The organism is Streptomyces sp. NPDC101227 (assembly GCF_044767545.1).
GTDB lineage: Bacteria > Actinomycetota > Actinomycetes > Streptomycetales > Streptomycetaceae > Streptomyces.
This window is the reverse complement of the sequence record NZ_JBIWOD010000015.1, coordinates 105019-131854: the sequence shown is the minus strand read 5'-3', so window position 1 is coordinate 131854 and position 26836 is coordinate 105019. Positions and strand designations below refer to the sequence as shown.

Genomic DNA, 26836 nt, shown 5'->3' with positions numbered 1-26836 from the left:
CCAATGCACAACTGGGTTCGTGGTTCATGCGCAGCGGCTGGTCCAAGGGCGAGCTGGCGCGACAGGTCAACCGCCGGGCGCGCCAGATGGGCGCCCACCACATCAGCACCGACACCTCGCGGGTCCGCCGCTGGCTGGACGGCGAACAGCCGCGCGAGCCCATTCCGCGGATCCTGTCCGAACTGTTCTCCGAGCGGTTCGGCTGCGTCGTCGGCATCGAGGAACTGGGGCTGCGCACCGCGCACCAGTCCCCCTCCACCTCCGGCGTCGACCTGCCCTGGGCAGGCCCCCAGACCGTCAGCCTCATCAGCGAGTTCTCCCGCAGCGACCTCATGCTGGCGCGCCGCGGCTTCCTGGGCACCTCCCTGGCGCTGGCCGCCGGCCCCTCCCTGATTGAGCCGATGCAGCGCTGGCTGGTGCCGGTGCCCGCAGGCCAGGGCGGCGCCGACGTGGCGCAGGACCGCAGCCGGCGGCCCGTCCGGCTCTCCCAGCCGGAGCTCGAACTCCTCGAGTCCACGACCGCGATGTTCCGGCAATGGGACGCCCAGTGCGGCGGCGGACTGCGGCGCAAGGCGGTCGTCGGCCAGCTCCACGAGGTCACCGACCTCCTCCAGGAGCCGCACCCCGACGAGATCTCCAAGCGGCTGTTCAAGGTCGCCGCCGAGCTCGCCGAGCTGGCCGGCTGGATGAGCTACGACATCGGGCTCCAGCCCACCGCCCAGAAGTACTTCGTGCTGGCCCTGCACGCCTCCAAGGAGGCCGGCGACCGCCCCCTGGGCTCGTACATCCTCTCCAGCATGAGCCGCCAGATGATCCATCTCGGCCGGCCCGACGACGCCCTGGAGCTCATCCACCTCGCCCAGTACGGCAGCCGCGAGACGGCCACCGCCCGCACCCAGGCGATGTTGTATGCGATGGAGGCCCGCGCCTACGCCGGAATGGGTCAGCCCAGCAAGGTCAAGCGAGCCGTACGGATGGCCGAGGACACCTTCTCCGATGTACTGCCCGGCGAGCCCGAACCGGACTGGATCCGCTTCTTCTCCGAGGCCGAGCTGAACGCCGAGAACGCCCACTCCTACCGCGACCTCGCCTATGTCGCGGGCCGCAGCCCCACCTACGCCTCGCTCGCCGAGCCCGTCATGGAGCGCGCCGTGGAGCTGTTCGGCAAGGACCCCGAGCATCAGCGGTCGTATGCGCTCAACCTCATCGGCATGGCCACCGTCCATCTGCTGCAGAAGGAGCCCGAGGCCTGCGCGGCGATGGCGCAGCGGGCCATCCCGTTCGCCAAACAGGTCCGTTCCGAGCGGGTCAACACCCGGCTGCGCAAGACGGTGGACACCGCCGCCCGCGAGTTCTCCGACGTCGCCGAGGTGGTCCGCCTGAGCGACGAGCTCTCCCGTCAGCTGCCGGACCACGCCGCGCAGGCCGTCTGACCGCACCCACCCCTCAGCCCCCGCCCGCGGCCGCCGCCCCGTACAACCCGACTCGGCTTCCCCACGCCAGGTCATGCGGGCCGGCACCGCGGGCGGGCCCCTTATTGCGTCTGAGCCGGCGCGGCTTTCGCGGAGATGGCTGATCGCCGTGGGGGTTGCTCACGTGGTGGTTGCGGTGGGCTGAACGGGTGAGTGCGGGCCGAGGCCGGAGTTCACCTCGGCGTAACACGTACGGCGTCTTCGTCACTGTCGCGAAACACCGGCAAGGTTTGGCCGAAACCCCCCTGCGACAACCTCATCGCGAAGTCGGCCCACCAGAAACATGCCCGCACGGGCCGCATCGACGACGAGGAGACGCCGATGCCCCCAGGCATCCTGACCTTGGCAGCAGACAAGGCCACACTCAGCCCGGCGAACACCGGGTTCATGCTGATCTGCTCCGCGCTGGTGATGGTCATGACCCCCGCACTCGCCTTCTTCTACGGAGGCATGGTCCGGGTCAAGAGCGTGCTCAACATGCTGATGATGAGCTTCATCAGCCTCGGCATCGTGACCATTCTGTGGGTCCTGTACGGCTTCGGGCTCGCCTTCGGCACCGACAAGGGCGGCTTCTTCGGCTGGGACTCCCACTTCGCAGGTCTCAGCGACATCGGCCTGACCCAGCTGTGGGGCGCGACCACCATCCCGGTCTATGTCTTCGCGGTGTTCCAGCTGATGTTCGCGATCATCACGCCCGCGCTGATCAGCGGTGCGCTCGCGGACCGGGTGAAGTTCACCGCCTGGGCGCTGTTCATCGCCCTGTGGGTGACCGTCGTCTACTTCCCCGTCGCCCACTGGGTGTGGGGCGACGGCGGCTGGCTCTTCAAACTGAAGGTCATCGACTTCGCCGGCGGCACGGCCGTGCACATCAACGCCGGTGCCGCGGCGCTCGGCGTGATCCTCGTCGTCGGCAAGCGCATCGGCTTCAAGAAGGACCCGATGCGGCCGCACAGCCTGCCGCTGGTGATGCTCGGCGCCGGGCTGCTGTGGTTCGGCTGGTTCGGCTTCAACGCCGGCTCCTGGCTCGGCAACGACGACGGCATCGGTGCGGTCGCCTTCGTCAACACCCAGGTCGCCACCGCCGCCGCGATGCTCGGCTGGCTCGCGTACGAAAAGCTCCGGCACGGGTCCTTCACCACCCTGGGCGCCGCCTCCGGCGCGGTCGCGGGACTCGTCGCGATCACCCCGGCCTGCGGCTGCGTCAGCCCGCTCGGCGCCATCGCGGTCGGCGCGATCGCCGGTGTGCTGTGCGCGATGGCCGTCGGCCTGAAGTACAAGTTCGGCTACGACGACTCCCTCGACGTCATCGGCGTCCACCTGGTCGGCGGCGTCACCGGATCCCTGCTGATCGGGCTGTTCGCCACCGGCGGCGTGCAGAGCGAGGACAAGGGCCTCTTCTACGGGGGCGGCTTCGAGCAGCTCGGCAGGCAGGCCGTCGGAGTGGTCAGCGTGCTCCTGTACTCGCTGGTCGTCTCCTACATCCTTGCCAAGGCCATCGACCTGGTGATGGGCTTCCGGATCGATGCGGACGAGGAGATCTCCGGCATCGACCAGGCCGCACACGCCGAGACGGCGTACGACTTCACCGGTGCGGGCGGCGGCGCGATGGCCCGCAAGGGCCCGGCACTCGGCGAGACCCTGACGAAGAAGGTGGACGCGTGAAGCTCATCACGGCAGTAATCAAGCCGCACCGGCTGGACGAGGTGAAGGAAGCCCTGCAGGCGTTCGGCGTGCACGGCCTGACCGTCACCGAAGCCAGCGGCTACGGCAGGCAGCGCGGCCACACCGAGGTGTACCGCGGCGCCGAATACACCGTCGACCTGGTGCCCAAGATCCGCATCGAGGTGCTGGTGGAGGACGCGGACGCGCCGGAGCTGCTGGACGTCGTCGTCAAGGCGGCCCGTACCGGCAAGATCGGGGATGGCAAGGTGTGGAGCGTTCCGGTCGAGGACGCGGTCCGGGTACGGACGGGGGAGCGCGGACCCGACGCGCTGTAGCCCGTGGCGGTGTGTGGTTGCGGTGGGCCGGGCGGGTGGGAGCCGGTCCGCCGCACGGGGCGCGCCCCTAGGGGTGGTCGAACACATGCCGTAGGGGATGCGCGCGCCCCTTGCGGGCCACAACGCGGCGGGCGCGGGGCGGTATTCCCGGGGCGCACCGCGTGATCGACGAGACGCGGCGGAAGCGACCGACCGGACGCGCCCCACGTGAGGGCCGGACGCGACCCACCTGATCGACAAGACGCGGCCCATGATCGACAAGACGCGGCCCAGGAGGACCCCTTGACGGAGAGTGCCGATGAGACCGGCGGCTACCCCGCCGCCCGACTGCGCCTCCTCCAGGGCGACGCGCCCGGCGGCCCGGACCGCCGGGCCGCCCTCGCGCGGCTGACCGACGACTGGCTCGCCGCCCTCCTGGACCGCGCCGCCACCGCGGCCGGCGTCCCCGGCGCCGCCCTCGTCGCCGTCGGCGGCTACGGACGCGGCGAACTCTCCCCCCGCAGCGACCTCGACCTCCTCCTCCTGCACGACGGCCGCACCGACCCCGGAGCCGTCGCCAAGCTCGCCGACCACCTCTGGTACCCCGTCTGGGACCTCGGCCTCGACCTCGACCACTCCGTACGCACCCCCGACGAGGCCCGCAAGGCCGCCCGCGAGGACCTCAAGGTGCAGCTGGGCCTGCTCGACGCCCGCCACCTGGCCGGCGACGGCGAACTGACCGCCGCGCTGCGCACCGCCGCCTACGCCGACTGGCGCGAGAGCGCCCCCAAACGCCTGCCGGAACTCCACGACCTGTGCCAGGAACGCGCCGAGCGCCAGGGCGAGCTGCAGTTCCTCCTCGAACCGGACCTCAAGGAGGCCAAGGGCGGCCTGCGGGACGCCACCGCGCTGCGCGCCGTCGCCGCCTCCTGGCTCGCCGACGCGCCGCGCGGCGGACTCGAAGACGCCCGCACCCTCCTCCTGGACACCCGCGACGCGCTCCACCTCGCGACCGGCCGCGCCACCGACCGGCTCTCCCTCCAGGAACAGGACCAGGTCGCCGCCGCCCTCGGCGTACCGGACGCCGACGCCCTGCTCCGCCGGACCTACGAAGCCGCCCGCACCATCTCCTACGCCGCCGACGTCACCTGGCGCGAGGTCGGCCGGGTCCTGCGCCCCCGCTCCGTGCGGCCCACCCTGCGCGGCCTGCTCTCCGGCCGTACGACGGGCAGAAGCGAACGCTCGCCGCTCGCCGAGGGCGTCGTCGAACTCGACGGTGAGGCCGTCCTGGCCCGTACCGCCCGGCCCGAACACGACCCGGTGCTGGTGCTGCGCGCCGCGGCCGCCGCCGCCCAGGCCGGGCTGCCGCTGGCCACCCACGCCATCCGCCGCTGCGCCACCGCCTCGGCCGCGCGGCCGCTGCCCGTGCCCTGGCCCGCCGAGGCCCGCGAGCAGCTGGTGACCCTCCTGGGCGCCGGCGCCCCCACGGTCCCCGTATGGGAGTCCCTGGAGGCGGAGGGCATCGTGACGCGGCTGCTGCCCGAGTGGGAACACGTCCGCTGCCGCCCCCAGCGCAACCCCGTCCACACCTGGACCGTCGACCGTCACCTCGTCGAGACCGCCGTCCGGGCCTCCGCCCTCACCCGCCGGGTCCACCGCCCCGACCTGCTGCTGATCGCCGCCCTGCTGCACGACATCGGCAAGGGCCGGCCCGGCGACCACTCGGCGGCCGGCGAGCCCCTCGCCCGGGACATCGCCGCCCGCCTCGGCTTCGAGGCCCGCGACACGGCGGTGATCGGCGCGCTCGTACGCCATCACCTCCTGCTCATCGAGACCGCCACCCGCCGCGACCTCGACGACCCGGCCACGGTCCGCGCGGTCGCGGAAGCGGTCGGCCACGCGGGCACGCTGGAGCTGCTGCACGCCCTGACCGAGGCCGACGCGCTCGCCACCGGGCCCGCCGCCTGGAGCGCCTGGCGCGGCGGGCTCGTCGCCGGCCTGGTGGAACGGGTCGCCGCGCACCTCGCGGGGGAGGCCGAGGAGGACATCGTCGGCGCGGACGAGCCGACCGCTGAGCAGGAGCGGCTGGCCGTCGAGGCCGGCCGCACCGGCGGCCCGGTCCTGGCCCTGCACGCCCGCGCCGAAACGCCCACGGAGCACGAGGCCCAGGAGCCCGTCGGCGTCGAACTCCACATCGCCGTCCCCGACCAGCCCGGCGTGCTGCCCGCCGCGGCCGGCGTCCTCGCCCTGCACCGCCTCACCGTCCGCGCCGCCGACCTGCGCACCCTCGACCCCATAGGGGACGGCCCGGTCCTCCTGCTGAGCTGGCGGGTGGCCGCCGAATACGGCTCGCTGCCGGACGCCGACCGGCTGCGCGTGGACCTGGTCCGCGCCCTGGACGGCTCCCTCGACGTCCCCGTCCGCCTCGCCGAGCGCGAACGCGCCTACGCCCGCCGCGCCCGCGCCGCCCTCGCCCCGCCGCCCCGCGTGACCGTCGCCCCCGGCACCTCCCGTACGGCCACCGTCATCGAGGTCCGCGCCCAGGACGCCCACGGCCTGCTGCACCGCATCGGGCGGGCCCTGGAGGCCGCCGGGGTCTGCGTCCGCAGCGCCCACATCAGCACGCTGGGAGCGAACGCCGTGGACGCCTTCTACGTGACGGAGCCGGACGGGCGGCCGCTGGCCGAAAAGGCGGCGACGGCGCTCGCGGAGAGCGTGCAGAGCGCCCTGCTGTAGCGCACCGCACCACGGCCCGGCCCGCATCGCTTGCGTGGGCGGATACCCTAGAAGCCGACTGCACCCCGCCCCCGACCCCGAGGATCGACGACCGCCGTGTTCGATACGCTTTCCGACCGCTTGGCGAGTACTTTCAAAAACCTCCGGGGCAAGGGCCGCCTGAGCGAGGCGGACATCGACGCCACCGCGCGCGAGATCCGTATCGCCCTGCTCGAGGCCGACGTCGCCCTCCCGGTCGTCCGCGCCTTCATCAAGCAGGTCAAGGAGCGCGCCGCCGGCAGCGAGGTCTCCCAGGCGCTGAATCCCGCCCAGCAGGTCATCAAGATCGTCAACGAGGAGCTCATCGGCATCCTCGGCGGCGAGACCCGCCGGCTCCGCTTCGCCAAGCAGCCGCCGACCGTGATCATGCTCGCGGGCCTCCAGGGTGCCGGTAAGACCACCCTCGCCGGCAAGCTCGGCCGCTGGCTCAAGGGCCAGGGCCACAGCCCGCTGCTGGTCGCCTGTGACCTCCAGCGCCCCAACGCCGTCAACCAGCTCCAGGTCGTCTCCGAGCGCGCCGGCGTCGCCTTCTACGGCCCCCAGCCGGGCAATGGCGTCGGCGACCCGGTCCAGGTCGCCAAGGACTCCATCGAGCACGCGCGGACCAAGCAGTACGACGTCGTCATCGTCGACACCGCCGGCCGCCTGGGCATCGACCAGGAGATGATGCAGCAGGCCGCGGACATCCGGGATGCGGTCAGCCCCGACGAGGTCCTCTTCGTCGTCGACGCCATGATCGGTCAGGACGCGGTCAACACCGCCGAGGCCTTCCGCGACGGCGTCGGCTTCGACGGCGTGGTGCTCTCCAAGCTCGACGGCGACGCCCGCGGTGGTGCCGCGCTCTCCATCGCGCACGTCACCGGCAAGCAGATCATGTTCGCCTCCAACGGCGAGAAGCTGGACGACTTCGACGCGTTCCACCCGGACCGCATGGCGTCCCGCATCCTCGGCATGGGCGACATGCTCAGCCTCATCGAGAAGGCCGAGCAGACCTTCAGCCAGGCCGAGGCCGAGAAGATGGCGGCCAAGCTGGCGAAGGGCCCCAAGGAGTTCACCCTCGACGACTTCCTGGCCCAGATGGAGCAGGTCCGCAAGATGGGCTCCATCTCCAAGCTGCTCGGCATGCTGCCCGGCATGGGCCAGATGAAGGAGCAGATCAACAACCTCGACGAGCGCGAGGTGGACCGCACCGCCGCCGTCATCAAGTCGATGACGCCGGGCGAGCGCCAGGACCCGACGATCATCAACGGCTCGCGCCGCGCCCGTATCGCCAAGGGCTCCGGCGTCGACGTCAGCACGGTCAAGAACCTCGTCGAGCGGTTCTTCGACGCGCGCAAGATGATGTCGAAGATGGCCCAGGGCGGCGGCATGCCCGGGATGCCGGGGATGCCGGGCATGGGTGGCGGCGCCGCCCGGAAGAAGAAGCAGGTCAAGCAGGCCAAGGGCAAGCGCAAGAGCGGCAACCCCATGAAGCGCAAGGCCGAGGAAGAGGCCGCGGCCGCCCGCCGCGAGGCCGGCCAGTCCGGCAATCCGCTCGGCCTGCCGCAGGGCGACCAGCAGCCGGGGAACTTCGAACTCCCGGAGGAGTTCAAGAAGTTCATGGGCTGAGCCCCACCCCACGCGTATCCCGAGCCCCCGGCCGCCCCCTCGCGGCCGGGGGCTCACGCCTGCCGCACGTCCAGGGGCCGGCCCCACGGGTCGAAGCAGCCGGCCAGCTCCGGCCTGCCCTCCGACAGGCCGGAGACCACCGCGACCACGCTGCGGGTGACGAACACCTGGGTACGGAAGGCGAGCACGGCCGTATCGCCCACCCGCGCATCACCCGGCTCCAGCAGCCGGTAGTAGTCGATGTACGCGGCGGGCGCGTCCCGTACGCGCAGCCGGGCGCCCGTACGGGGAATCAGCGCGGAGCGGACGGCGCCACGGGGGTAGAAGCCGCCGCCGAACAGTGCCGGGCTGCCGTCGGCGAGGGTGTGCGCGACCTCGGTGACATAGACATAGGCGGGCCGCTCCGGCTGCCGGAAATCGACGGCGTGCAGGGGAGTGGTGCCGCTCAGCGCATGGCCCGGCTCGCCGTGCGTGGCGCCGAGGCGGGCGAGCAGCGGCAGGGTCGCCATCGAGGTGACGCCGGGGGCGCTCAGGACCGGCCGGGCACCGCCGCGTTCGGCCAGCAAGTCCCTTGCACGCAAGGCAAGTGCGAAGTTCGGGGTGGGGGCCGGCAGACCGGTGTCCGGGTCGCACGCCAGACACGGGAACGCCGTCACACCCGCGATCCGTACGCCCGGCAGCCGTTCGGCCGCCGCGGCGAACGCCGCCATCGAAGCGAGCGGCACCCCGCCCTCCTGCCCCGGATGGACCGCGCCCGGAGCACCCTCGACCCGGACCAGGATGTCCTGGACGAGGCCGAGCCGGCGGGCCGCGTCCGAGACGGCGCGGGCGTTGGCGAGGTCGTAGACGGTGACCGCCGCCGGCCGCCAGCCGAGCATCTCGGGCAGCGCGCGGCTCGGGATCTGCACCAGATGACCGAGGTTTCCCGGCCGCGCGCCCGCCGCGTGCAGCAGCCGGGCCTCGGCCGGGTCGATCGCGGCGAAGTGCGGAATGTGCCGGGCGATGGCCCCGATCAGCGCCGGACTGCGGCCGAGCTGCTTGATCACGAACCAGAGGGTCAGGCCCAGGCGGCCGGCCTCGGCGGCCAGCAGCGCGGCATTGGCCGCCACGGCGTCCAGGTCCATCACATAGCTGCCGGGCGGCACCGCGCCGCTCTCGTGCAGCTCGACCGCGCAGGCGACCAGCCGCGGATTGCGGGCGAGGACGGCATCGAGGAACACGGCGGTCAGCCCCCGGGGACGCGGGGGCCCGTCGCGCCGTCCAGATCGGCCAGGGCCCGCCCGAGGATGTCCACGACCAGGTCCGCGCCCGCCCGCATCGGGTTGATCCGCACGGTCCAGTCGGCCAGCTCGGGGGCGTCGGCCAGCACCGACCCGGACAGGCGGTAGAAGAGCGGGGCGATCTCGTAGCGGGAGTTGGCGCCGACGGGGAAGGAAGCGGCACCGTGCCGCTCGGCGGCCGCCGGAAGGGCGCGGGCCAGCGGCCGGTCCAGGCGGACGAGCAGGCAGCGGTCCTGCGCATTGGCCAGCGCCGCCTCGGCGACACCCGGCACCGCACCCGCCGCCAGCCGCTCGACGGCCTCGGCCCCCACCGCCGACTGCACCGCCCACATCACCGGCACATGGGTCAGCGCCCGCAGCGCGTCCAGCGCCTGATGCCCCTGCACCTGACCGCCGCCCGAGTAGTTGTCCTCGTGCACCCGCGCCACCAGGTCCGCCGCGCCGACCACCACGCCCACCCCCTCCGGGCCGTGCAGCTTGAACAGGGAGAAGCAGGAGGCGTCGGCGCCCAGCTCCACCCCGCACGAAGGGACCCGCAGCGCCGCGTAGTTGTCGTCCACGACCGTGCGCACCCCCGCGGCACGGCACACCGCCAGCACCGCGCCCGGATCGTAGGAGTCCGCCAGCCGCTGCCGGGTGTGCTGGACATACGCCCAGCGCAGCCGCCCCGGGGCCAGCGCCTCCTTCAGCGCACCCGGGTCGTTGAAGTCCGCCTCCACGGTCCGGACCCCCAGGCCGCGCAGGGTGACCGCGGTGGTGCGGTAGACCGGCGCCCGGTGGATCAGCAGCGGATCGCCCGGCTCCAGCACCGCGGCCAGCGCCGCCCGGATCGCGCCGGTGCCCGCACCCTGCACCAAAGCCGCCGCCTGCGCCCCGAAGAAGTCGGCGAGCACCGCCTCGACGCGGGCGGTGGCACGGGGCCGGCCCGGCCCCGGCACGACCCCCGCGTCCGCCTCGAAGAGCTGCCGGCCCTCGAAGTGACGGGCCGTGCACTCCAGGAGACGGAACTGCCGGTCGGTGGCGCCGGCCACCGTGACGGTGGGCAGCGGACTGGTCAGGGGCAGCCGCACGCTCATGGCGACTCACCTCCCGCCGTGCCGTACGGAAGGTCGCAGCCGGTCAGAAACCGCAGCGGATTGCGCCGCGTCAGCCCGTCGATCAGCCGCGCGTCCGCCCCGGCCGCCCGCAGTCGGGGCACGAACGACCGGAACAGATGCCCGTACCCGGTGCCGCCCTCGCCGACCAGATAGCCGTGCCGCGAGACATCGCAGCTGAGCAGCACCCGGTCCGCGTGCCCGGCCTCCAGGAGCGCCAGCAGCAGCCGCAGCCGTACGGCATCGCTCTGGTAGCTCTCCTTGCCGACGGTGTCGAAGCAGACATACGCGCCCGCCGCCGCCAGCTCCCGGTGCACGGCCGGATCGTCGAGCAGGTCCTGGTGGCCGACGGCGATGCGGTGCGGCGACAGTCCGGCCGCGGTCAGCAGCTCCAGCTGGGCGCGGCCGCCGCGGCCCAGCCCGGCGTGGGTGACCACCGGCAGACCGGTGGCGCAGGCGGCCAGCGCCGCGGCCGTCAGCACCCGCGCCTCCGGCTCGCTCGGCACGTCGCCGTGGCTGCCGATCTCGCCGATCACCCCCGGCCGGATGCCGCCGCAGCCGTCCCTGATCTCCTCGACCAGCGTCTCGGCGAGCCGCTCGGGCCCGGCGCCGCCCAGCCCGGGCGGATGGAACGGCTCGTAGTACCAGCCGGTGGCCGCGACGACCGCGACGCCCGACGCCGCGGCGATCCGCGCCAGCCCGGCCGGATCCCGGCCCATGCCCCGGCAGGTCAGCTCGACCACCAGCGACAGCCCGAACTCCCGGCGCAGCGCGGCCAGTTCCCCGACGATCGCGATGCGGTGACGCGGCTCCAGGGTGGCTGCCGGGTCGGCGCCCCGGGAGAGGTCGAGGGCCAGGTGCTCATGGGCGAGCACCGGGCCGCGCACGGCGGACACGGGCAGCGGACCGGAAACGGTGCGCAGCAGGCCGCACCCGGCGCGCCGCCCGGCCGCCACCGGGACGGCGGTGCCCCCGGTCATGACGCGGCGGCCGGGGTGAACAGGCCCAGCCCGTACAGGACGTTGAGGGCGATACCGGCGACGATGACGGCGGCGGGCCCCGCGGCCATCCGCACCACGACCCGCCCCATCGCCTCGTTGACCAGATACAGCCCGCCGACGATCAGGATGCCCAGCCCGCCGCCCATCGCATTGGCCGCCATCAAAGAGCCGAAAAGAATCGCCAGGTGAAGGGTGTCGCCGATCGCGCCGCGCAGCCGCTCGGAGGAGTCGCGCAGCGACGGCAGCCTGCCCAGCACCCGGCCGATGCCGCTGAGCGCCAGCACCTCGGCGGCGAAGACCAGCGCGCCGCACAGCACCGCAAGCCATGGGCTGGGCAGCAGATAGCCGATGGGGTAGACGAGGGTGAAGCCCGCGATGCCGTACGCGCCGGAGGCGAGCGCCGTGGTGGCGATCAGCGGCAGGAAACCGAGGACCCGGTAGAGGTCGACCTGGGCGGCCTCCGGGTACTTCCCCTGCGCGATCAGGAAGCTCGTCGCCTCGCCGCCGCCGAAGACATGCATCTGGGCCAGTACGCACACACCGGCGCCCAGCGCCATGAACAGCGGCAGATGACGGCGCAGCCGGGCCGCGCTCGCGCTGAACAGGGACGCCATGGGGTCGGCGGCCTCAGAGGGCTGCGGGGCCCGGACGCTCTCGTCGCCGCCGGGCTCCGGACGCCGCTCCCGTACGTCCCTGGCCACCGCGAAGCCGATCAGCAGCAGCACCCCGGCCGCCATCGCCGGCGCCCCGGCGAACACCTGTGGCCACAGCTTCATCGTCGCCACCACCAGGCCCAGTTCCACCACGCCCGCCACCGCACCCCGCGCCCTGCCGAACTGCTTGGTGACCGCCAGCACCGGGAACAGCGTGAACAGAAACAGGATCGGCACGGACATCTGCTGCATGGCCGTCAGAAAGTCGACCGGCAGCCCGCGCACCGCCTCGTCGGCACCTTTGAGACCGAAGACGACCAGCGCGCCCCAGCCACCGCCCAGCAGCGGCGCCAGCCACTTCCGGGGCGCCAGGATGCCGAGGACATCCGTCGGCAGGAACACCAGCCAGGGATTGAGCACCCCGGACGACAGCGCCATCGGCGCCCCCAGCCCGAAGACGAACCCCGCCGAGAGCCCGAAGGAGACCGCCGCCGTCGCGCCGCGCGTGGTCCGCCCGTGCACGAAGTCCAGCATGAACGGCCGCACCCCGTCGTTGAAGACCGCCAGCGCCGAATGCGCGACGAACGCGGTCAGCGCGCACACTCCGATGACGGTCAGCTGCTGCACCAGGGAGAAGCCCAGCGCATGCACCGGGGCGGCGGCCGCGGGGACGTGACCGGGGCCCACCGGTCAGGCCGTACGGACCGCGATGGCCTGCGCGAGCGCCGGCGCGACCGCCTCGATCCGGTCGAGGGCGAACCCGAAGACCGTCTTGCCCTCGCCCAGCAGCGCCTCGATCTGCTCCGCGGTGGGCACCGACCGGCCGAAGGTGTGGCACGCGGCGGCCCCCATCAGGCCGACCAGCACTCCCAGCGAGGCGCCCGCCCCGGTGTGACAGGTCCCCAGGAAGTAATCCGCCCGCCCGGCCCGCAGCTGCATCGCCGCATCCATGTCATTGCTGACGACGACCTCGACGCCCGGCAGCCGCAGCCCCGTCACCGCGCTCGCCACCTCGGACTTGCCGACGCCACCGGTGAGGATCTTCGTCATGATGCATCCCTTCGCAGCGAGGGGCCCGCATGCAGCACTGCCAGGTGCAGGGCCAGGAAACGGATCTCCGAATCGGGCAGCCGGGCACCCAGCTCACGGCCCGCCCGTACGGCCACGGCACGCGCGCGGGCGAGTGCCTCTGGATGGTCCCCCAGCTCCGCGGCCACCGCCGCAGGACACTCCGCGGCGGGCGCCCCGTCCAGCAGCCGGGTCAGCGCCATCAGCAGATGACTGGTCAGCATCCCCGCGCTGTCCTCCGTGACCCGGCGCCCCTCACCCGCCAGCGCCACCAGCTCGGCCGCCACGAACGCGGCGACCTCCGGGCGCACCTGACCGCTGTCACGGAACACCCGGATACGGCGGGCGAGCCGGGCCTCCATCGACGGCCGTCCCCTCTTCCCGCCCGCTACCGCGTCCGCGCGATCAGATACCGGAACACATTCGGCATCCAGACCGTCCCGTCCGCCCGCTGATACGGATGCAGCGCCTCGCCGAGCTCCTTCTCCACCTGCCGCCGCTCGGTCACTTCCAGCGCCGCGTCGAACACCCCCGTCGACAGCAGCCCGCGCACCGCGCTGGCCGGATCCGCGTAGCCGAACGGGCAGGCCACCCGCCCCGAACCGTCGATCACCAGCCCCGCCCGGTCCGCCAGGTCCTCCAGATCGTCCCGCCCGCTGGGCCGCCATCCGGTGGTGCCGACGTCGCAGCCCGGAGGATCGGCCAGCCGCCGCGCCACCCGCAGCACCCCCGCCGTGGCACACCGCTCCACCGGACCCCAGCCGCCCAGCACCACCGCGCTGCCCCGCTCCGCCAGCGAGGCCGCCGCGGCCAGCGACGCCGTCAGCCCCTCGGCGGTGCTCACACAGCCCGACGGATGGAACGCGGTGATCACATTGAACGGCGCCCGCCCGGACGCCGCCGGTGGCGCACCGCTGACCAGCGTCGCCGCCTGTGGACCGCCCTCCGGCGAGAGCCGCTCGCGCGCCAGCTCCAGCCGCGACTCGTCCTCGTCCACCCCGCTGACCTGCGCGCCCCGCGCCGCCGCCAGCAGCAGCGCCAGCCCTGCACCGCAGCCGAGCCCCAGCAGCCGGGTGCCGGCGCCGATCCCCAGCCGGTCGTACGCCGCCTCGTAAAGCGGCACCAGCATCCGCTCCTGGATCTCGGCCCAGTCACGGGCCCGCGCCCGCGGGCCGACCGGATCGGGCAGGCCCTCACCGGGCAGGCCTCCGGGCAGACCGCCACCGGGCAGGCCTCCACCGGGCAGGGATGCGGAGGCCGGAAGCTGGTGCCGCACGAGCGTGGGTGACATCGAAAGGGCCCCTATTCGCCGAGAACCGAAGCTGTTCAGTGCCGATCGCCCCCGTGTCCGAGCGTTGTGCGCCCCCGCAATCCAGACAACTGCGCATCCGTCCGGGCGTCCAGGGGGTGCGCCGGGGTTGTCTCCCGCGCGCCCCCATATGCGCCGGGCCCACGGCCTTGAGCGCCGTTCCAGCCTGCCCCGGCACGCGCCGATCCGCCACGCCGGCGCCCGCCGAGCGCCGCCCTCCCGGTTCGGCGGCCGGCGGCCCGTGCCCCTACGGTGGGCCCTGACATCGCGGCCGGCACCACCGCCCCGGTGGGCGCGCGCATTACGCCGTGCGGTGTACGCGGGGGTACGCCCCGGCTTGCGGGCCACTGCACGCCTTCGACGCGGAATCATCGGAGATCGTCGGAGATCAGCCAAGATCGGCGGATACCGGCGGAGATCGATGCACCCCGCCCCCGGCACGGCCCATGACCAGAAACTGACTGGTACGTGCAAATTATTTGAGATGCCCCGGAATCGGAACACTGGGCGACCTCGGCTCGTTGTCACGACGTGAGCACGACACCGCCTGTTCTCGCCGCCGAGCTGGCGCTCGCGTGGGCCGATATTCAACGGCACCACCCCGAGCTGCCGGACCTGGCCGCGCCCGAGTCCCTGATCGGAGAGTCCTCGTCCGCCTGTGGCGCCGAGCTCTCCTTCGAACGGCTGCTCCATGAGGCCGTCCACGGCATCGCCGCCGCCCGCGGCGTCCGCGACACCTCCCGGGCAGGCCGCTACCACAACCGCCGGTTCCTGGCGATCGCCGAGGAGCTGGGCCTGGACCACGTCGACGAACCGCATCCCAGCAGCGGCTTCTCCCTGGTCACGCTCAACCCCGAAGCCAGAAGGCGCTACCGCCCCACCATCGAGCGCCTCGCCAGGGCCCTCAAGGCACACACCGTCGCCACCGCCACCGACACCGCCCGCAGCTTCCGCGGCCCGGCCGCCCGGCACGGCTCCTCCGGAGGCGGCGTCCGTGTCAAGGCCGTCTGCGACTGCGGGCGCAATGTCCGCGTCGTACCGTCCGTGCTGGCCCAGGCCCCGATCGTCTGCGGCGGCTGCGGCAAGCCCTTCCGTATCCCCGAAGTGGCCGCGGTCGGCTGACCGCAGCGCGTGTGGCACAATGGCCAGCTGTACTCGACAGTCGCACAGGACCCCTCTCTCCTCCGGCTGACGCGTCCATCGGGCATCCGAGTACCGCAACCCCACGTGGCATCTCGTTGTGCCCACCCACGTCAAGACCAGGAGACACCACTCCCGTGGCAGTCAAGATCAAGCTGAAGCGTCTGGGCAAGATCCGTTCGCCTCACTACCGCATCGTCATCGCCGACTCCCGTACCCGCCGTGACGGCCGGGCCATCGAGGAGATCGGTCTGTACCACCCGGTGCAGAACCCCTCGCGCATCGAGGTCGACTCCGAGCGTGCCCAGTACTGGCTGAGCGTCGGCGCGCAGCCGACCGAGCCCGTTCTGGCCATCCTCAAGGTCACCGGCGACTGGCAGAAGTTCAAGGGTCTGCCGGCCCCGGCGCCGATGAAGGTTGCCGAGCCCAAGGCCGACAAGCGCGCCCTCTTCGAGGCCGCCGCCAAGGCTTCCGGCGACGAGCCGAAGGGTGAGGCCATCACCCCGAAGGCGAAGAAGGCCGACAAGAAGGCGGACGAGGCTGCTGCCGAGTCCACCTCCGAGTCGACCGAGGCCTGAGCATGCTCGAGGAAGCCCTCGAGCACCTCGTCAAGGGCATCGTCGACAACCCCGATGACGTGCAGGTAGCCTCGCGCACCCTGCGCCGCGGGCGCGTTCTCGAGGTCCGGGTCCACCCCGACGACCTCGGCAAGGTGATCGGCCGCAACGGCCGTACCGCCCGCGCCCTCCGGACCGTCGTGGGCGCCATCGGCGGCCGGGGTATCCGCGTCGACCTGGTCGACGTGGACGACGTCCGCTGACAAGTTGAACACCGGCTCGGGCCGGGGAGGGCCTTCGGGCCGTCCCCGGCCCGAGCCCGTTTGAGGCGGTCTCCTTGGACCGCGACCATCAATAGAGGAACCACGACGGCGAACGACCACCTCCGCGAAAGCGGGACGGTCCAGCCGCAAGGAGCAGCAGTGCAACTGGTAGTCGCCCGCATCGGTCGCGCCCACGGCATCAAGGGCGAGGTCACCGTAGAGGTGCGCACCGACGAGCCCGAACTGCGGCTCGCCCCCGGGGCCGTCCTCGCCACCGATCCGTCCTCCGTCGGACCGCTGACCATCGCCACCGGCCGGGTCCACAGCGGCCGTCTGCTGCTGCGCTTCGAGGGCGTCGGTGACCGTACGGCCGCCGAAGCGCTGCGCAACACCCTGCTGATCGCCGAGGTCGACCCCGAAGAGGTCCCCGAGGACCCCGAGGAGTTCTACGACCACCAGCTGATTGACCTCGATGTCGTCACCCTCGACGGCACCGCCGTCGGCCGGATCGCCGAGGTCTCCCACCTGCCCTACCAGGACCTGCTGGTCGTCAGGAAGCCCGACGGCGGCGAGGTCCTGATCCCGTTCGTCGCCGAGATCGTCCCGGAGATCGACCTGGAGGAGCAGCGCGCGGTCATCGACCCGCCGCCCGGCCTCCTCGATGACAGCCAGGCAGAGATTGCCACCGGCCGCGCCACCACCGACGAGGACAGCTGATGCGGCTCGACGTCGTCACGATCTTCCCCGAATACCTCGAGCCGCTGAACGTCTCCCTCGTCGGCAAGGCCCGCGCCCGCGGCCAACTCGATGTACGCATCCACGACCTGCGGGAATGGGCGCACGACAAGCACAACACCGTCGATGACACCCCCTACGGCGGCGGCCCCGGCATGGTCATGAAGCCCGACCCCTGGGGCGAGGCGCTGGACGAGATCCTCGCCTCCGGTGACGGACAGCCCATCATGGTCGTCCCCACGCCCAGCGGTGTGCCCTTCACCCAGCAGCTCGCCGTCGAACTCTCCGAAGCGCCCTGGCTGGTGTTCACCCCGGCCCGCTACGAAGGCATCGACCGCCGCGTCATCGAGGAGTACGGCGACCGCCTGGACGTCCGCGAGGTCTCCATCGGCGACTACGTCCTGGCCGGCGGCGAGGCCCCGGTGCTCGTCATGGTCGAGGCCATCGCCCGGCTGCTGCCCGGCGTCCTCGGCAACGCCGCCTCCCACCAGGACGACTCCTTCGCACCCGGTGCGATGGCCGACCTCCTGGAGGGGCCCGTCTACACCAAGCCCCCCGAGTGGCGCGGCCGCACCATCCCCGACGTCCTCGTCAGCGGCCACCACGGCAAGATCGCCCGCTGGCGCCGCGACGAGGCCTTCCGCCGCACCGACCTGAACCGGCCTGACCTGATCGAGCGCGCCGACCCCGCCGCCTTCGACAAAAAGGACCGCGAAATCCTCGCCGCGCTGGGCTGGGCACCGGCAACGGATGGCCGATTTGGGCGCACGAGTGAGGCCGTGGAAGAATAGGCCGCTGCTGTGTGCGTCCGGCGCGCGCCCCTGCCACAGGGGGAACGACGCCCGCCCGACGGAACGGCAACCAGAACATCCCTTTCCGATATCCCGCTGATGACCTGTGGCATCAGCGAAGAAAGCAGTAGGTCATGCACCTTCTCGACTCCGTCGACGCCGCGTCGAAGCGCAGCGACATCCCGGCCTTCCGCCCGGGTGACACCGTCAACGTCCACGTCCGCGTCATCGAGGGCAACCGCTCCCGTGTGCAGCAGTTCAAGGGCGTTGTCATCCGCCGTCAGGGCGCCGGCGTGCGCGAGACCTTCACGGTCCGCAAGGTCAGCTTCTCGGTCGGCGTCGAGCGCACCTTCCCCGTGCACACCCCGATCGTCGAGAAGATCGAGGTCGTGACCCGCGGTGACGTCCGTCGCGCCAAGCTGTACTTCCTCCGTGAGCTCCGCGGCAAGGCCGCGAAGATCAAGGAGAAGCGCGACAACTGAGCGCAGCCGCACCGGACCGCGATTTTTTGCGCCGGAGCAACGCTCGACCAAGCTCACGTACGGCGTCCGGACCCGGCCGGATAGGCTCAGGGCCCGATGGACACCGACGCACAGCTCTCGGAGCGCGACCCCTCTCCCACCCCCGACCAGGGGCCGGAGCAGCGGTCGCGCTCCGCGCGTTTTCTCGCCCGGGCGGCCGGCCTCCGCTACCGGCCGCTCACCCTCTTCGCCTGCTGCCTGGCTTTCCTTTTCCTCATCGGCACGTTCGTCGTGCAGCCGTTTCTGATCCCCAGCTCCTCCATGGAGAACACCCTGCGGATCGGGGACCGGGTGCTGGTCAACAAGCTGGCGTACCGCTTCGGCGGCGAGCCGGAAAGGGGCGATGTCGTGGTATTCGACGGCACGGGTTCTTTCGTTCACAGCAACGGGGGGGAGAATCCCGGCACGGCGCTGCTCCGCGGCGCCGGCGCGGCGCTGGGACTGGCCCGGCCCGCGGACACCGACTACGTCAAACGGGTGATCGGGGTCGGCGGTGACCATGTGACCTGCTGTGACAAACGGGGGCGGATCAAAGTGAACGGCAAGCCCGTCAGTGAGGGCTATCTCCATCCGGGGGACGCGCCGTCCTCGGTGGACTTCGACATCGTGGTGCCGGAAGGGAAGCTGTGGGTGATGGGCGACCACCGCTCGAGATCCAGCGATTCCCGCGACCACCTCGGCGAGGCCGGCGGCGGCACCGTACCCGTCGACAAGGTGATCGGCCGCGCCGACTGGATCAGCTGGCCCATCGGCCGCTGGACCACCCTCGACGCCCCGCGCTCCTTCGGCGGCATACCCGCCCCGGCAGGCCCCCATGGGTAACCGCGGCAAGCCCCGCCACGGGCACCAGAACGCCACGCCGGACGGCCCCGAGACGGGCACCGGCGCGGGCGTCGTCGACGAGCCCGGCGGGAGCGCCCCCCGGACCGGCGGACGGGCCGAGCGCCGCCGCCAGGCCAAGCGCATCAAGCGCCGCCGCCAGCGTTCCTACCTCAAGGAAATCCCCATCCTCATCGGCGTGGCGCTGGCCATCGCCCTCGTACTGAAGACCTTCCTGGTCCAGGCGTTCGTGATCCCGTCGGGCTCCATGGAGAACACGATCAAGATCGGCGACCGGGTGCTGGTCGACAAGCTCACCCCGTGGTTCGGCGCCAAGCCCGAACGCGGCGACGTCGTCGTCTTCAAGGACCCCGGAGGCTGGCTGCCCCCGGACGAGAAGAGCCGCATCGGCGACGACCCGCCGGTGGGCGTCAAGCAGTTCAAGGACCTCATGACCTTCATCGGGCTGCTGCCCTCCGCCGACGAAAAAGACCTGATCAAGCGGGTGGTCGGGGTTGGCGGCGACACGGTGAAGTGCTGCGACAAACAGGGCCGCATCACCGTCAACGGCACCCCGCTGACCGAGCGGTACGTCCACCGCGGCAACCCGCCCTCCACGCTGAAATTCACCGTCACCGTCCCCACCGGACGGATCTTCGTCATGGGTGACCACCGCTCCGATTCCGCGGATTCGCGCTTCCACCTCGACGAGCCGTACCGTGGCACGGTCTCGGAGGACAACGTCGTGGGCGAGGCCGAATGGATCGGCTGGCCGTTCAGCCACTGGCGGAGCCTGGAAGAGCCCGACACCTTCAGGACGGTGCACGACGCGCCGGGCGCGAAGGCTGCGGCCGCGGACCCGCCGCATAGGCTGTCTCCCGAGAGTTTGGCTGTACTCCCGACCCCTGCGGAACTCCCGCTCGTTATGGGAGTGGTGGGCCTGCACCGGTTGACGGGCGGGCGAATGCGCGGAGTGAGGAGCAGATGTGGGGGACTTGGCGGTCGGCGCGCGGTCCGGAACCGAAGAGCCCGAAGAGCCGGCGGGACGGGGTGAACCCCCGCGCCAGGCGACAAGGTCCGTGCATCAGCCACAGTCACAGGGGTCAGCAGGGACCGGCGCGTCCGTCTCCCTGGGCAAGGCCGAGCCGTTCGAGGCGGAGGACGAGAAGGAGGACGGCAGGGTGACGAAGGCCAAGAAGCCACGGGCCTTCTGGAAGGAGCTGCCGATCCTCATCGGTATCGCCCTGCTCCTCGCGCTGCTGATCAAGACCTTCCTGGTGCAGGCGTTCTCCATCCCCTCCGACTCCATGCAGGACACCCTGCAGCGCGGGGACCGGGTGCTGGTCGACAAGCTGACACCGTGGTTCGGGTCGAAGCCGCAGCGCGGCGAGGTCGTCGTCTTCCACGACCCGGGCGGCTGGCTCAACGAAGCTCCCACCCCCGAGCCCAACCCCGTCCAGAAAGTCCTCAGCTTCATCGGCCTGATGCCGTCCGCCGAGGAAAAGGACCTGATCAAGCGGGTCATCGCGGTCGGCGGCGACACCGTCGAGTGCCACGGCACCGGTCCTGTGAAGGTCAACGGCAAGGCGCTCAAGGAGGACTCGTACGTCTTCCCCGGTGCCACCCCCTGCGGCGACCGCCCGTTCGGCCCGATCAAGGTCCCCAAGGACCGCATCTGGGTCATGGGCGACCACCGCGACGACTCCCTCGACTCCCGCTACCACCAGAACCTCAAGGGCAACGGCACGGTCTCGGTCGACGAGGTCGTCGGCCGCGCCTTCACCATCGCCTGGCCCATCGACCGCTGGGCCACGCTTCCGGTGCCCGACACCTTCGACCAGCCCGGGATCAACAAGGCCGTGGCCGCGGCCCCGGCCACGCTGGGTCTCGCCGGTGCGGTGCCGCTGGTGATCTGGCGCCGACGGAGGCTGACCAGGGAGCGCACCCAGGTGCTGACCAAGGTCCGTTACCCCAGGTAGGGTGCCGTCCCAGATCTTCGAACGCGGGCGCCCGCCCGCAGGGTGGGAGTGCTGGGATGAGCAGCAGTACGCAACGCAGGACCGACGGCCGCGGCCGGACCACGGGCAGTGTGCTGTCCGGTCTGGCCGTGGCCGTCGGCTGTGTGCTGTTCCTGGGCGGCTTCGTATGGGCGGCGCTGATCTACCGTCCCTATACGGTGCCGACCGATTCGATGTCGCCGACGATCGCCGTCGGGGCCCGCGTCCTGGCCGAGAAGGTGGACGGCGCCGAGATACGCCGCGGCGACATCGTCGTCTTCAAGGACAAGGCCTGGGGCGGTGAGACGATGGTCAAGCGCGTCGTCGGCGTCGGCGGCGACAAGGTCGCCTGCTGCACCGAGCAGGGCAAGCTCACCATCGACGGCAAGCCCGTTGAGGAACCGTATCTGCAGGGCAACGGACCCGCCTCACCCATCGGCTTCAAGGCCAAGGTCCCCAACGGCCAGCTCTTCCTCCTCGGCGACCACCGCAGCGACTCCCTCGACTCCCGCGTCCACCTCAGCGACGGCGACCAGGGCTCCATACCGCGCGGCGCCGTCGAGGCCCGCGTCGACGCCCGTGCCTGGCCGCTCGGCAGCATCGGTGTGATGCAGCGCCCCAGCAGCTTCTCCGCGCTCCCCGGCGGCACCTCGCAGCCCGGCCCCGTCCAGCCCATCGCCCTCGCCGTCCTCGCCGGCACGGTCCTCATCCTCGGCGGCGCCGCCTACGGCCCCATCGCCCGGCGTTCGGCCCGCAAGGCCCGCACCCATGACTGAGCCCGCGGCCGCCGCGCCCGACGACGCGGCCGCGGTCCGCCAGGTCTCCCGCATCGTGCTGCTCGACCCCGACGACCGGATTCTGCTGCTGCACGGCTTCGAACCGGACGACCCCTCCGACACCTGGTGGTTCACCCCCGGAGGCGGCCTGGAAGGCACCGAGACCCACGAAGAGGCCGCCCGCCGCGAACTCGCCGAGGAGACCGGCATCACCGACGCGGTCCTCGGCCCCGTCCTGTGGAAACGCCGCTGCTCCTTTCCCTTCGCCGGGCGGCACTGGGACCAGGACGAGTGGTATTACCTGGGACGTACGGACCGGACTGTCACCGACATGGGCGGGCAGACTGACCTGGAGCGACGCAGTGTCTCGGGACTGAGGTGGTGGACGGCGGAGGAACTGTCTGCGTCGCATGAGACGGTGTATCCGACCAGACTCGCCGAGCTGCTGCGCACACTGCTCGACGAAGGGCCCCCGAGTGCGCCGGTGACCCTGGAGACCGAGAGGGTCTGACGCACAATGGGGGAACGCACGGCTGAAGGGGATCTGCCATGAGCGCCGAGGACCTCGAGAAGTACGAGACCGAGATGGAGCTGAAGCTCTACCGGGAGTACCGCGACGTCGTCGGCCTGTTCAAATATGTGATCGAGACCGAGCGTCGTTTCTACCTCACCAACGACTACGAGATGCAGGTGCACTCGGTTCAGGGCGAGGTCTTCTTCGAGGTCTCCATGGCCGATGCCTGGGTCTGGGACATGTACCGCCCGGCCCGGTTCGTCAAGCAGGTACGCGTACTCACATTCAAGGACGTGAACATCGAGGAGCTCAACAAGAGCGATCTCGAGCTGCCGGGAAGCTGACGACGGGAGCGGTCGGAGCGGTCGGTGCCCCCTGCGGGTGACAGAGTTATCCACAGCTGACCCGTTATCCACCAAGATCCAATACATCTGTGCGGACGCGTCACAGTCGGTGCCGGAGGTGGTGCCGAATGAACGCCACGCAGACCGGCCACGGGGCCGGGAACACACGACGGATCACAGGGACCGCGGGCAGCACGGGGCGCGCGGGACGCCGGAGGCGGGGAAGCGGGGCGGCAACGCGCCGGAGGGCCGCGACTGCGACCGCGGCGGCCGCTTCCCCGTCTTCCAGGGCCACGGCGTCTGCCTCGCCCCCTCCTCTTCCCCTTCCCTCGGCCCCCACGTCCGGTCCTTCGACCCCTGCGTCGGGTCCCTCCACCACTGCGTCCGGCTCCCGGCGGGCACTCGGACGCTACGGCGAGGACCTTGCCGCCCGACGGCTCATCGAAGCCGGGATGCGCATCCTGGACCGTAACTGGCGGTGCCGGGAGGGCGAGATCGACATCGTGGCGGCCGACGGCGACGCCCTGGTCGTCTGCGAGGTCAAAGCCCGCCGCGCCGCCGTGTACGAACACCCCATGGCGGCCGTACGCCCCGAAAAGACCGAGCGGCTGCGGCGGCTGGCCGAGCGCTGGCTGGAGCGGCACGGCGGCCCGCCACCCGGCGGCGTACGCATCGACGTCATCGGCGTGCTCCTCCCGGCCCGCGGCGCCCCCGTGGTCGAACACGTACGAGGGGTGGCGTGATGGGATTCGCCCGCACCTGCTCCGTCGCTCTGGTCGGCGTCGAAGGCGTCGCCGTCGAGGTCCAGGCCGACCTGGAGCCCGGCGTCGCGGCCTTCACCCTGGTCGGGCTGCCCGACAAGAGCCTGGTCGAGTCCAAGGACCGGGTGCGCGCCGCGGTCGTGAATTCCGGAGCCGAGTGGCCCCAGAAGAAACTCACCGTAGGCCTCAGCCCGGCATCCGTGCCCAAAAGCGGCAGCGGCTTCGACCTCGCCGTGGCCTGCGCGGTCCTCGGCGCCGCCGAACGGCTCGACCCCCGTGAGCTCACCGATCTGATGATGATCGGCGAACTGGGCCTGGACGGCCGCGTCCGTCCCGTACGCGGCGTCCTGCCCGCCGTACTGGCCGCGGCTGACGCCGGATACCGCCAGGTAGTGGTGCCGGAGCGCACCGCCGCCGAAGCCGCACTCGTCCCCGGCATCTCGGTCCTCGGCGTCCGCAGCCTGCGCCAGCTCATCGCCATCCTCACCGACGAACCGGTGCCCGACGAGGACGAGGACACCCCCGCCGAAGGCCGGCCCGATCCACTCCTGTCCGGCCTCGTCGTTCCCGGCACGGGCGTCTGCGCCGGCCTGCCACCCGCAGACCGCGCGCTCGACCTGGCGGACGTCGCGGGCCAGCACAATGCCCGGCGCGCCCTGGAAGTGGCCGCGGCGGGACGCCACCACATCTTCTTCAAAGGCCCGCCCGGAGCCGGCAAGACCATGCTCGCCGAACGCCTCCCCGGCCTGCTGCCGCCCCTGTCACCCAAGGAATCCCTGGAGGTCACCGCCGTCCACTCGGTAGCCGGCACTCTCCCACCGGGGCAACCGCTCGTCGACCGGCCGCCCTATTGCGCCCCGCACCACTCCGCGACGATGGCATCCCTCGTCGGTGGTGGCACGGGACTGCCACGCCCCGGAGCCGTATCCCTCGCCCACCACGGGGTGTTGTTCGTGGACGAGGCGGCCGAGTGCAGCGCCCGAGTGCTGGACGCCCTGCGTCAGCCTTTGGAGTCGGGCCATGTGGTCGTCGCCCGGTCCGCCGGCATGATGCGCATGCCCGCCCGCTTCCTCCTGGCACTTGCGGCGAACCCGTGCCCCTGCGGCAGACACGGCACCACCGGAGGCGGCTGCGAATGCCGCCCCTCCTCGATCCGCCGCTACCAGGCCAGGCTGTCCGGGCCACTGATGGACCGCATCGACCTGCGGATCGCCGTGGAACCGGTCGCCCGCGCAGAGCTGGTCGCACTCGGCCGCGGTGCCGAATCCACCGCCGCGGTCGCCGAACGCGTACGGTCCGCCCGCGAACGTGCCGCCGCCCGCTTCGCCGGCACTCCCTGGAACACCAACAGCGAAGTACCAGGGCATGAGCTGAGAACCCGTTGGCAGGTTGACCCCGGAGCCCTGGCCCAGGCCGAACGCGACCTGGAATGCGGTCTTCTGACTGCCCGTGGCCTGGACCGCGTCCTGCGTGTCGCCTGGACGGCCGCCGACCTCTCCGGCCACGACCGGCCCACGAGGGAGGACGTCAACTGGGCTCTGGAACTCCGCACGGGTGTACGCCGCGGCAGTGCGGTGCCGGTGACGGCACCCGCGCCGGCGATGCCCTGACGCCGCGCGACACCCGCCCCGTTGATTGGTGCTGGTGCTGGTGCTGGTGCTGGTGCTGGTGCTGGTGTCGATGGCGGGTGGGTGCCCGCGCGCGGGGGTGGGGCGCAGGGAGCCGGCGGGCCATGAGAGCCCGACGGGGCCATGAGGGCGGGGTCATGAGGGTGGGGCCATGAGGCGGTCATGCCTGAGCTGATCCATGAGCTGCTGCGAATACGGGGGTGGGTGGGGCGGGGGAGGGGGAAGGCCCCCCGGGGGAACGGGTGGCCCGTGAAGCGCCGGTCCACCCGAAGGACGGCGGTCCTGCGGCTCGCACCCGCCCGGCCCACCACGCCGGCCACTTTCGGACCACCACTCGGGCCGTGTGACCACGCGGCCCCGGACGAACAGGAGACGTGATGAACGCTATGGACGCATGGGGATTCGGCACCCACGAAGCAGCCAACACCACACCAGGCGGCGGAGCCGCCGACCCGCAGCCGGCGCATGCCGACACATACGAGCCCCGGCGCACGGCGCGCGCGGCGCTCACCCGCATCCTTGAGCCGGGCGACGAAACCGCTGGTCGCTGGCTCCGCGAACTGGGTCCGGAAGCCCTGTGGCGCGCGCTGTCCGGCGACGCCGATCCGCCCGGAGGCGCGAACGCCGACAAGATCGCGGGCCTGAAGCTGCGCGCGGCGCGTACCGACCCCGCCGCGGACCTGGCCGCCGTCACCGCCCTCGGCGGCCGCTTCATCATCCCCGGCGACAAGGAATGGCCCGGCCAGCTGGACGACCTCGGCGACGGCCGCCCCATCGGCCTGTGGGTAAGCGGTCGGGCGAACCTCCGGTTCTGGGCGCTGCGCTCGGTCGCCGTCGTCGGCGCGCGAGCCTGCACCGAATACGGCGCCCACCTCGCCGCCACCCTCGGCGCCGGCCTGGCCGAACGCGGCTGGACGGTCGTTTCCGGAGCCGCGTACGGCATCGATGGCGCGGCCCACCGAGGCGCGCTGGCCGCGGACGGCGCGACCCTGGCCGTACTGGCGTCCGGCGTCGACTACGCCTACCCGCGCGGACACACCGAATTGCTGGGCCGGATCGGCGAACAAGGTTTGCTGGTCGCGGAGTTACCTCCCGGTGCCCATCCCACCCGCAGCCGCTTCATCCAGCGCAACCGCGTCATTGCCGCGCTCACCCGCGGATCCGTTGTCGTGGAGGCCGAACTCCGCAGCGGCTCTCTCGTCACCGCCCGGCGAGCGCTGGCCCTGGGGCGGTTCACGATGGGCATGCCGGGACCCGTCACCAGCGGCCTGTCGGCGGGTGTGCACCAACTCCTGCGCGGTGAGGCGGTGCTGGTCACCGACGCCGATGAGGTCGTCGAACTCGTCGGCAGCATCGGCGACCTCGGCCCCCATCGTCAGGGGCCGACCCTCGCCCGCGACCTCCTGGACCCCACCGCGGCCCGCGTGCTGGAGGCCCTGCCCGCCCGCGGCGGGGTGGATGCCGCCCACCTGGCCAGGGAGTCGGGCACGACCCGCGATACCGCGCAGAGCAAACTCGTCGAGCTGCAGTCGCTCGGATTCGTTCAAAGGTGCGGTGGTCGCTGGGAGTTGGTACGACGCGCCGAGACCGCCGTAGGTTCCCGGCGAGGCGGTACTTGACCTGGGGCGAACGGGTGAAAGGGTGAGGGGAATGACCGCAGAATCCAGGTTTGCCTTGCTTCGGCGCGCGTTGCCGACCTGCCGGGAGGCGGTGCTGCGGCGCAACGGGCGTACGGGATGCCGCCCACCGCGCCC

The 26836-nt window shown here is 72.0% G+C and carries 26 protein-coding genes and 1 pseudogene; 20 read left to right on the top strand and 7 right to left on the bottom strand.

Annotation, left to right across the window (positions count from 1 at the left end):
• Positions 1-26: 26 nt before the first annotated feature.
• From ACIRPT_RS29815 to ffh, 5 genes are all read left to right on the top strand, one after another.
• The gene (locus ACIRPT_RS29815) at positions 27-1433 is read left to right on the top strand and encodes a hypothetical protein (protein WP_403832773.1); all 1407 of its coding nucleotides are present in this window, start codon (positions 27-29) and stop codon (positions 1431-1433) included.
• Positions 1434-1793: 360 nt separating this feature from the next.
• On the top strand, positions 1794-3134 hold the full coding sequence (locus ACIRPT_RS29810) for an ammonium transporter (protein WP_403832635.1): 1341 nt from the start codon (positions 1794-1796) through the stop codon (positions 3132-3134).
• Positions 3131-3469, top strand: a complete 339-nt coding sequence (locus ACIRPT_RS29805) for a P-II family nitrogen regulator (RefSeq protein ID WP_400070011.1) — start codon at positions 3131-3133, stop codon at positions 3467-3469. Before ACIRPT_RS29810 ends, ACIRPT_RS29805 begins: the two co-directional genes overlap by 4 nt.
• Positions 3470-3751: 282 nt before the next feature.
• Positions 3752-6184: a [protein-PII] uridylyltransferase gene (locus ACIRPT_RS29800; RefSeq protein WP_403832631.1), complete on the top strand. Its 2433-nt coding sequence runs from the start codon at positions 3752-3754 to the stop codon at positions 6182-6184.
• Between the two features lie 96 nt (positions 6185-6280).
• A complete protein-coding gene (gene ffh, locus ACIRPT_RS29795) occupies positions 6281-7831 on the top strand; it encodes a signal recognition particle protein (RefSeq protein ID WP_403832629.1) in 1551 nt (516 codons plus the stop codon).
• 53 nt (positions 7832-7884) lie between these two features.
• On the opposite strand, the gene ACIRPT_RS29790 is transcribed toward ffh, so the two are convergent.
• Genes ACIRPT_RS29790 through ACIRPT_RS29760 form a run of 7 tightly spaced genes read right to left on the bottom strand, consistent with a single transcriptional unit; the run spans position 7885 to position 14218 of the window.
• Positions 7885-9051, bottom strand: a complete 1167-nt coding sequence (locus tag ACIRPT_RS29790) for an alanine racemase (RefSeq protein ID WP_403832626.1) — start codon at positions 9049-9051, stop codon at positions 7885-7887.
• A 5-nt stretch (positions 9052-9056) separates the two neighbouring features.
• A complete protein-coding gene (locus ACIRPT_RS29785; protein ID WP_403832623.1) occupies positions 9057-10187 on the bottom strand; it encodes an aminotransferase class V-fold PLP-dependent enzyme in 1131 nt (376 codons plus the stop codon).
• The gene (locus ACIRPT_RS29780) at positions 10184-11185 is read right to left on the bottom strand and encodes a phosphotriesterase (protein ID WP_403832621.1); all 1002 of its coding nucleotides are present in this window, start codon (positions 11183-11185) and stop codon (positions 10184-10186) included. The genes ACIRPT_RS29785 and ACIRPT_RS29780 overlap by 4 nt, the downstream gene beginning before the upstream one ends.
• On the bottom strand, positions 11182-12546 hold the full coding sequence (locus ACIRPT_RS29775; protein ID WP_403832619.1) for a YhfT family protein: 1365 nt from the start codon (positions 12544-12546) through the stop codon (positions 11182-11184). Before ACIRPT_RS29775 ends, ACIRPT_RS29780 begins: the two co-directional genes overlap by 4 nt.
• A gap of 3 nt (positions 12547-12549) precedes the next feature.
• Entirely contained in the window at positions 12550-12909 is a 360-nt protein-coding gene (locus ACIRPT_RS29770; protein WP_403512689.1) for a DUF2620 domain-containing protein, read from the bottom strand.
• A complete protein-coding gene (locus ACIRPT_RS29765) occupies positions 12906-13289 on the bottom strand; it encodes a transcriptional antiterminator (RefSeq protein ID WP_403832616.1) in 384 nt (127 codons plus the stop codon). Before ACIRPT_RS29765 ends, ACIRPT_RS29770 begins: the two co-directional genes overlap by 4 nt.
• Before the next feature lie 26 nt (positions 13290-13315).
• The gene (locus ACIRPT_RS29760) at positions 13316-14218 is read right to left on the bottom strand and encodes a methyltransferase domain-containing protein (RefSeq protein ID WP_403832613.1); all 903 of its coding nucleotides are present in this window, start codon (positions 14216-14218) and stop codon (positions 13316-13318) included.
• A 549-nt stretch (positions 14219-14767) separates the two neighbouring features.
• On the opposite strand from ACIRPT_RS29760, the gene ACIRPT_RS29755 reads away from it, so the two are divergent.
• The 15 genes and pseudogenes from ACIRPT_RS29755 (at position 14768) to dprA (ending at position 26701) form a co-directional block, all read left to right on the top strand.
• Positions 14768-15358 carry a hypothetical protein gene (locus tag ACIRPT_RS29755; RefSeq protein WP_400070021.1) on the top strand — a complete coding sequence of 197 codons (591 nt, stop codon included), beginning with the start codon at positions 14768-14770 and terminating at the stop codon, positions 15356-15358.
• A 155-nt stretch (positions 15359-15513) separates the two neighbouring features.
• Positions 15514-15954 (top strand): 30S ribosomal protein S16, encoded by a 441-nt coding sequence (rpsP, locus tag ACIRPT_RS29750; RefSeq protein WP_403832609.1) that lies wholly within the window; start codon positions 15514-15516, stop codon positions 15952-15954.
• A gap of 2 nt (positions 15955-15956) precedes the next feature.
• Positions 15957-16196 (top strand): RNA-binding protein, encoded by a 240-nt coding sequence (locus ACIRPT_RS29745; protein WP_030071708.1) that lies wholly within the window; start codon positions 15957-15959, stop codon positions 16194-16196.
• Between the two features lie 159 nt (positions 16197-16355).
• Positions 16356-16913, top strand: coding sequence for a ribosome maturation factor RimM (rimM, locus tag ACIRPT_RS29740; protein ID WP_403512700.1), 558 nt, complete (start codon positions 16356-16358; stop codon positions 16911-16913).
• On the top strand, positions 16913-17722 hold the full coding sequence (gene trmD / locus ACIRPT_RS29735; RefSeq protein WP_403512703.1) for a tRNA (guanosine(37)-N1)-methyltransferase TrmD: 810 nt from the start codon (positions 16913-16915) through the stop codon (positions 17720-17722). Before rimM ends, trmD begins: the two co-directional genes overlap by 1 nt.
• Before the next feature lie 134 nt (positions 17723-17856).
• Positions 17857-18204 (top strand): 50S ribosomal protein L19, encoded by a 348-nt coding sequence (gene rplS / locus ACIRPT_RS29730; RefSeq protein ID WP_018087148.1) that lies wholly within the window; start codon positions 17857-17859, stop codon positions 18202-18204.
• 96 nt (positions 18205-18300) lie between these two features.
• Complete coding sequence (gene lepB, locus ACIRPT_RS29725; protein WP_403832605.1) at positions 18301-19065, top strand: signal peptidase I; 765 nt, start codon at positions 18301-18303, stop codon at positions 19063-19065.
• Entirely contained in the window at positions 19058-20116 is a 1059-nt protein-coding gene (gene lepB, locus ACIRPT_RS29720) for a signal peptidase I (RefSeq protein ID WP_403832603.1), read from the top strand. The genes lepB (ACIRPT_RS29725) and lepB (ACIRPT_RS29720) overlap by 8 nt, the downstream gene beginning before the upstream one ends.
• Positions 20117-20243: 127 nt before the next feature.
• Positions 20244-21041 (top strand): signal peptidase I, encoded by a 798-nt coding sequence (lepB, locus tag ACIRPT_RS29715; protein ID WP_403832770.1) that lies wholly within the window; start codon positions 20244-20246, stop codon positions 21039-21041.
• A 56-nt stretch (positions 21042-21097) separates the two neighbouring features.
• Positions 21098-21835, top strand: coding sequence for a signal peptidase I (gene lepB / locus ACIRPT_RS29710; protein WP_403832600.1), 738 nt, complete (start codon positions 21098-21100; stop codon positions 21833-21835).
• Entirely contained in the window at positions 21828-22346 is a 519-nt protein-coding gene (locus ACIRPT_RS29705) for an NUDIX hydrolase (RefSeq protein WP_403832598.1), read from the top strand. The genes lepB (ACIRPT_RS29710) and ACIRPT_RS29705 overlap by 8 nt, the downstream gene beginning before the upstream one ends.
• 38 nt (positions 22347-22384) lie before the next feature.
• Positions 22385-22693 (top strand): DUF2469 domain-containing protein, encoded by a 309-nt coding sequence (locus tag ACIRPT_RS29700; protein WP_005311352.1) that lies wholly within the window; start codon positions 22385-22387, stop codon positions 22691-22693.
• Between the two features lie 389 nt (positions 22694-23082).
• A pseudogene (locus tag ACIRPT_RS29695) lies at positions 23083-23436 on the top strand (YraN family protein); the annotation flags it as partial.
• Positions 23436-25064: a YifB family Mg chelatase-like AAA ATPase gene (locus tag ACIRPT_RS29690; protein WP_403832595.1), complete on the top strand. Its 1629-nt coding sequence runs from the start codon at positions 23436-23438 to the stop codon at positions 25062-25064. The pseudogene ACIRPT_RS29695 and the gene ACIRPT_RS29690, both read left to right, overlap by 1 nt.
• A 395-nt stretch (positions 25065-25459) precedes the next feature.
• Positions 25460-26701, top strand: a complete 1242-nt coding sequence (dprA, locus tag ACIRPT_RS29685; RefSeq protein WP_403832593.1) for a DNA-processing protein DprA — start codon at positions 25460-25462, stop codon at positions 26699-26701.
• The last annotated feature ends 135 nt before the right edge of the window (positions 26702-26836 follow it).

Coding starts and splice junctions, on each gene's coding strand:
- ACIRPT_RS29815 (WP_403832773.1), top strand. CDS start 27: ATGCGCAGCGGCTGGTCCAAGGGCGAGCTGGCGCGACAGGTCAACCGC.
- ACIRPT_RS29810 (WP_403832635.1), top strand. CDS start 1,794: ATGCCCCCAGGCATCCTGACCTTGGCAGCAGACAAGGCCACACTCAGC.
- ACIRPT_RS29785 (WP_403832623.1), bottom strand. CDS start 10,187: ATGAGCGTGCGGCTGCCCCTGACCAGTCCGCTGCCCACCGTCACGGTG.
- ACIRPT_RS29780 (WP_403832621.1), bottom strand. CDS start 11,185: ATGACCGGGGGCACCGCCGTCCCGGTGGCGGCCGGGCGGCGCGCCGGG.
- ACIRPT_RS29770 (WP_403512689.1), bottom strand. CDS start 12,909: ATGACGAAGATCCTCACCGGTGGCGTCGGCAAGTCCGAGGTGGCGAGC.
- ACIRPT_RS29765 (WP_403832616.1), bottom strand. CDS start 13,289: ATGGAGGCCCGGCTCGCCCGCCGTATCCGGGTGTTCCGTGACAGCGGT.
- ACIRPT_RS29760 (WP_403832613.1), bottom strand. CDS start 14,218: ATGTCACCCACGCTCGTGCGGCACCAGCTTCCGGCCTCCGCATCCCTG.
- ACIRPT_RS29745 (WP_030071708.1), top strand. CDS start 15,957: ATGCTCGAGGAAGCCCTCGAGCACCTCGTCAAGGGCATCGTCGACAAC.
- trmD (WP_403512703.1), top strand. CDS start 16,913: ATGCGGCTCGACGTCGTCACGATCTTCCCCGAATACCTCGAGCCGCTG.
- rplS (WP_018087148.1), top strand. CDS start 17,857: ATGCACCTTCTCGACTCCGTCGACGCCGCGTCGAAGCGCAGCGACATC.
- lepB (WP_403832605.1), top strand. CDS start 18,301: ATGGACACCGACGCACAGCTCTCGGAGCGCGACCCCTCTCCCACCCCC.
- lepB (WP_403832603.1), top strand. CDS start 19,058: ATGGGTAACCGCGGCAAGCCCCGCCACGGGCACCAGAACGCCACGCCG.
- lepB (WP_403832600.1), top strand. CDS start 21,098: ATGAGCAGCAGTACGCAACGCAGGACCGACGGCCGCGGCCGGACCACG.
- ACIRPT_RS29705 (WP_403832598.1), top strand. CDS start 21,828: ATGACTGAGCCCGCGGCCGCCGCGCCCGACGACGCGGCCGCGGTCCGC.
- ACIRPT_RS29700 (WP_005311352.1), top strand. CDS start 22,385: ATGAGCGCCGAGGACCTCGAGAAGTACGAGACCGAGATGGAGCTGAAG.
- ACIRPT_RS29690 (WP_403832595.1), top strand. CDS start 23,436: ATGGGATTCGCCCGCACCTGCTCCGTCGCTCTGGTCGGCGTCGAAGGC.
- dprA (WP_403832593.1), top strand. CDS start 25,460: ATGAACGCTATGGACGCATGGGGATTCGGCACCCACGAAGCAGCCAAC.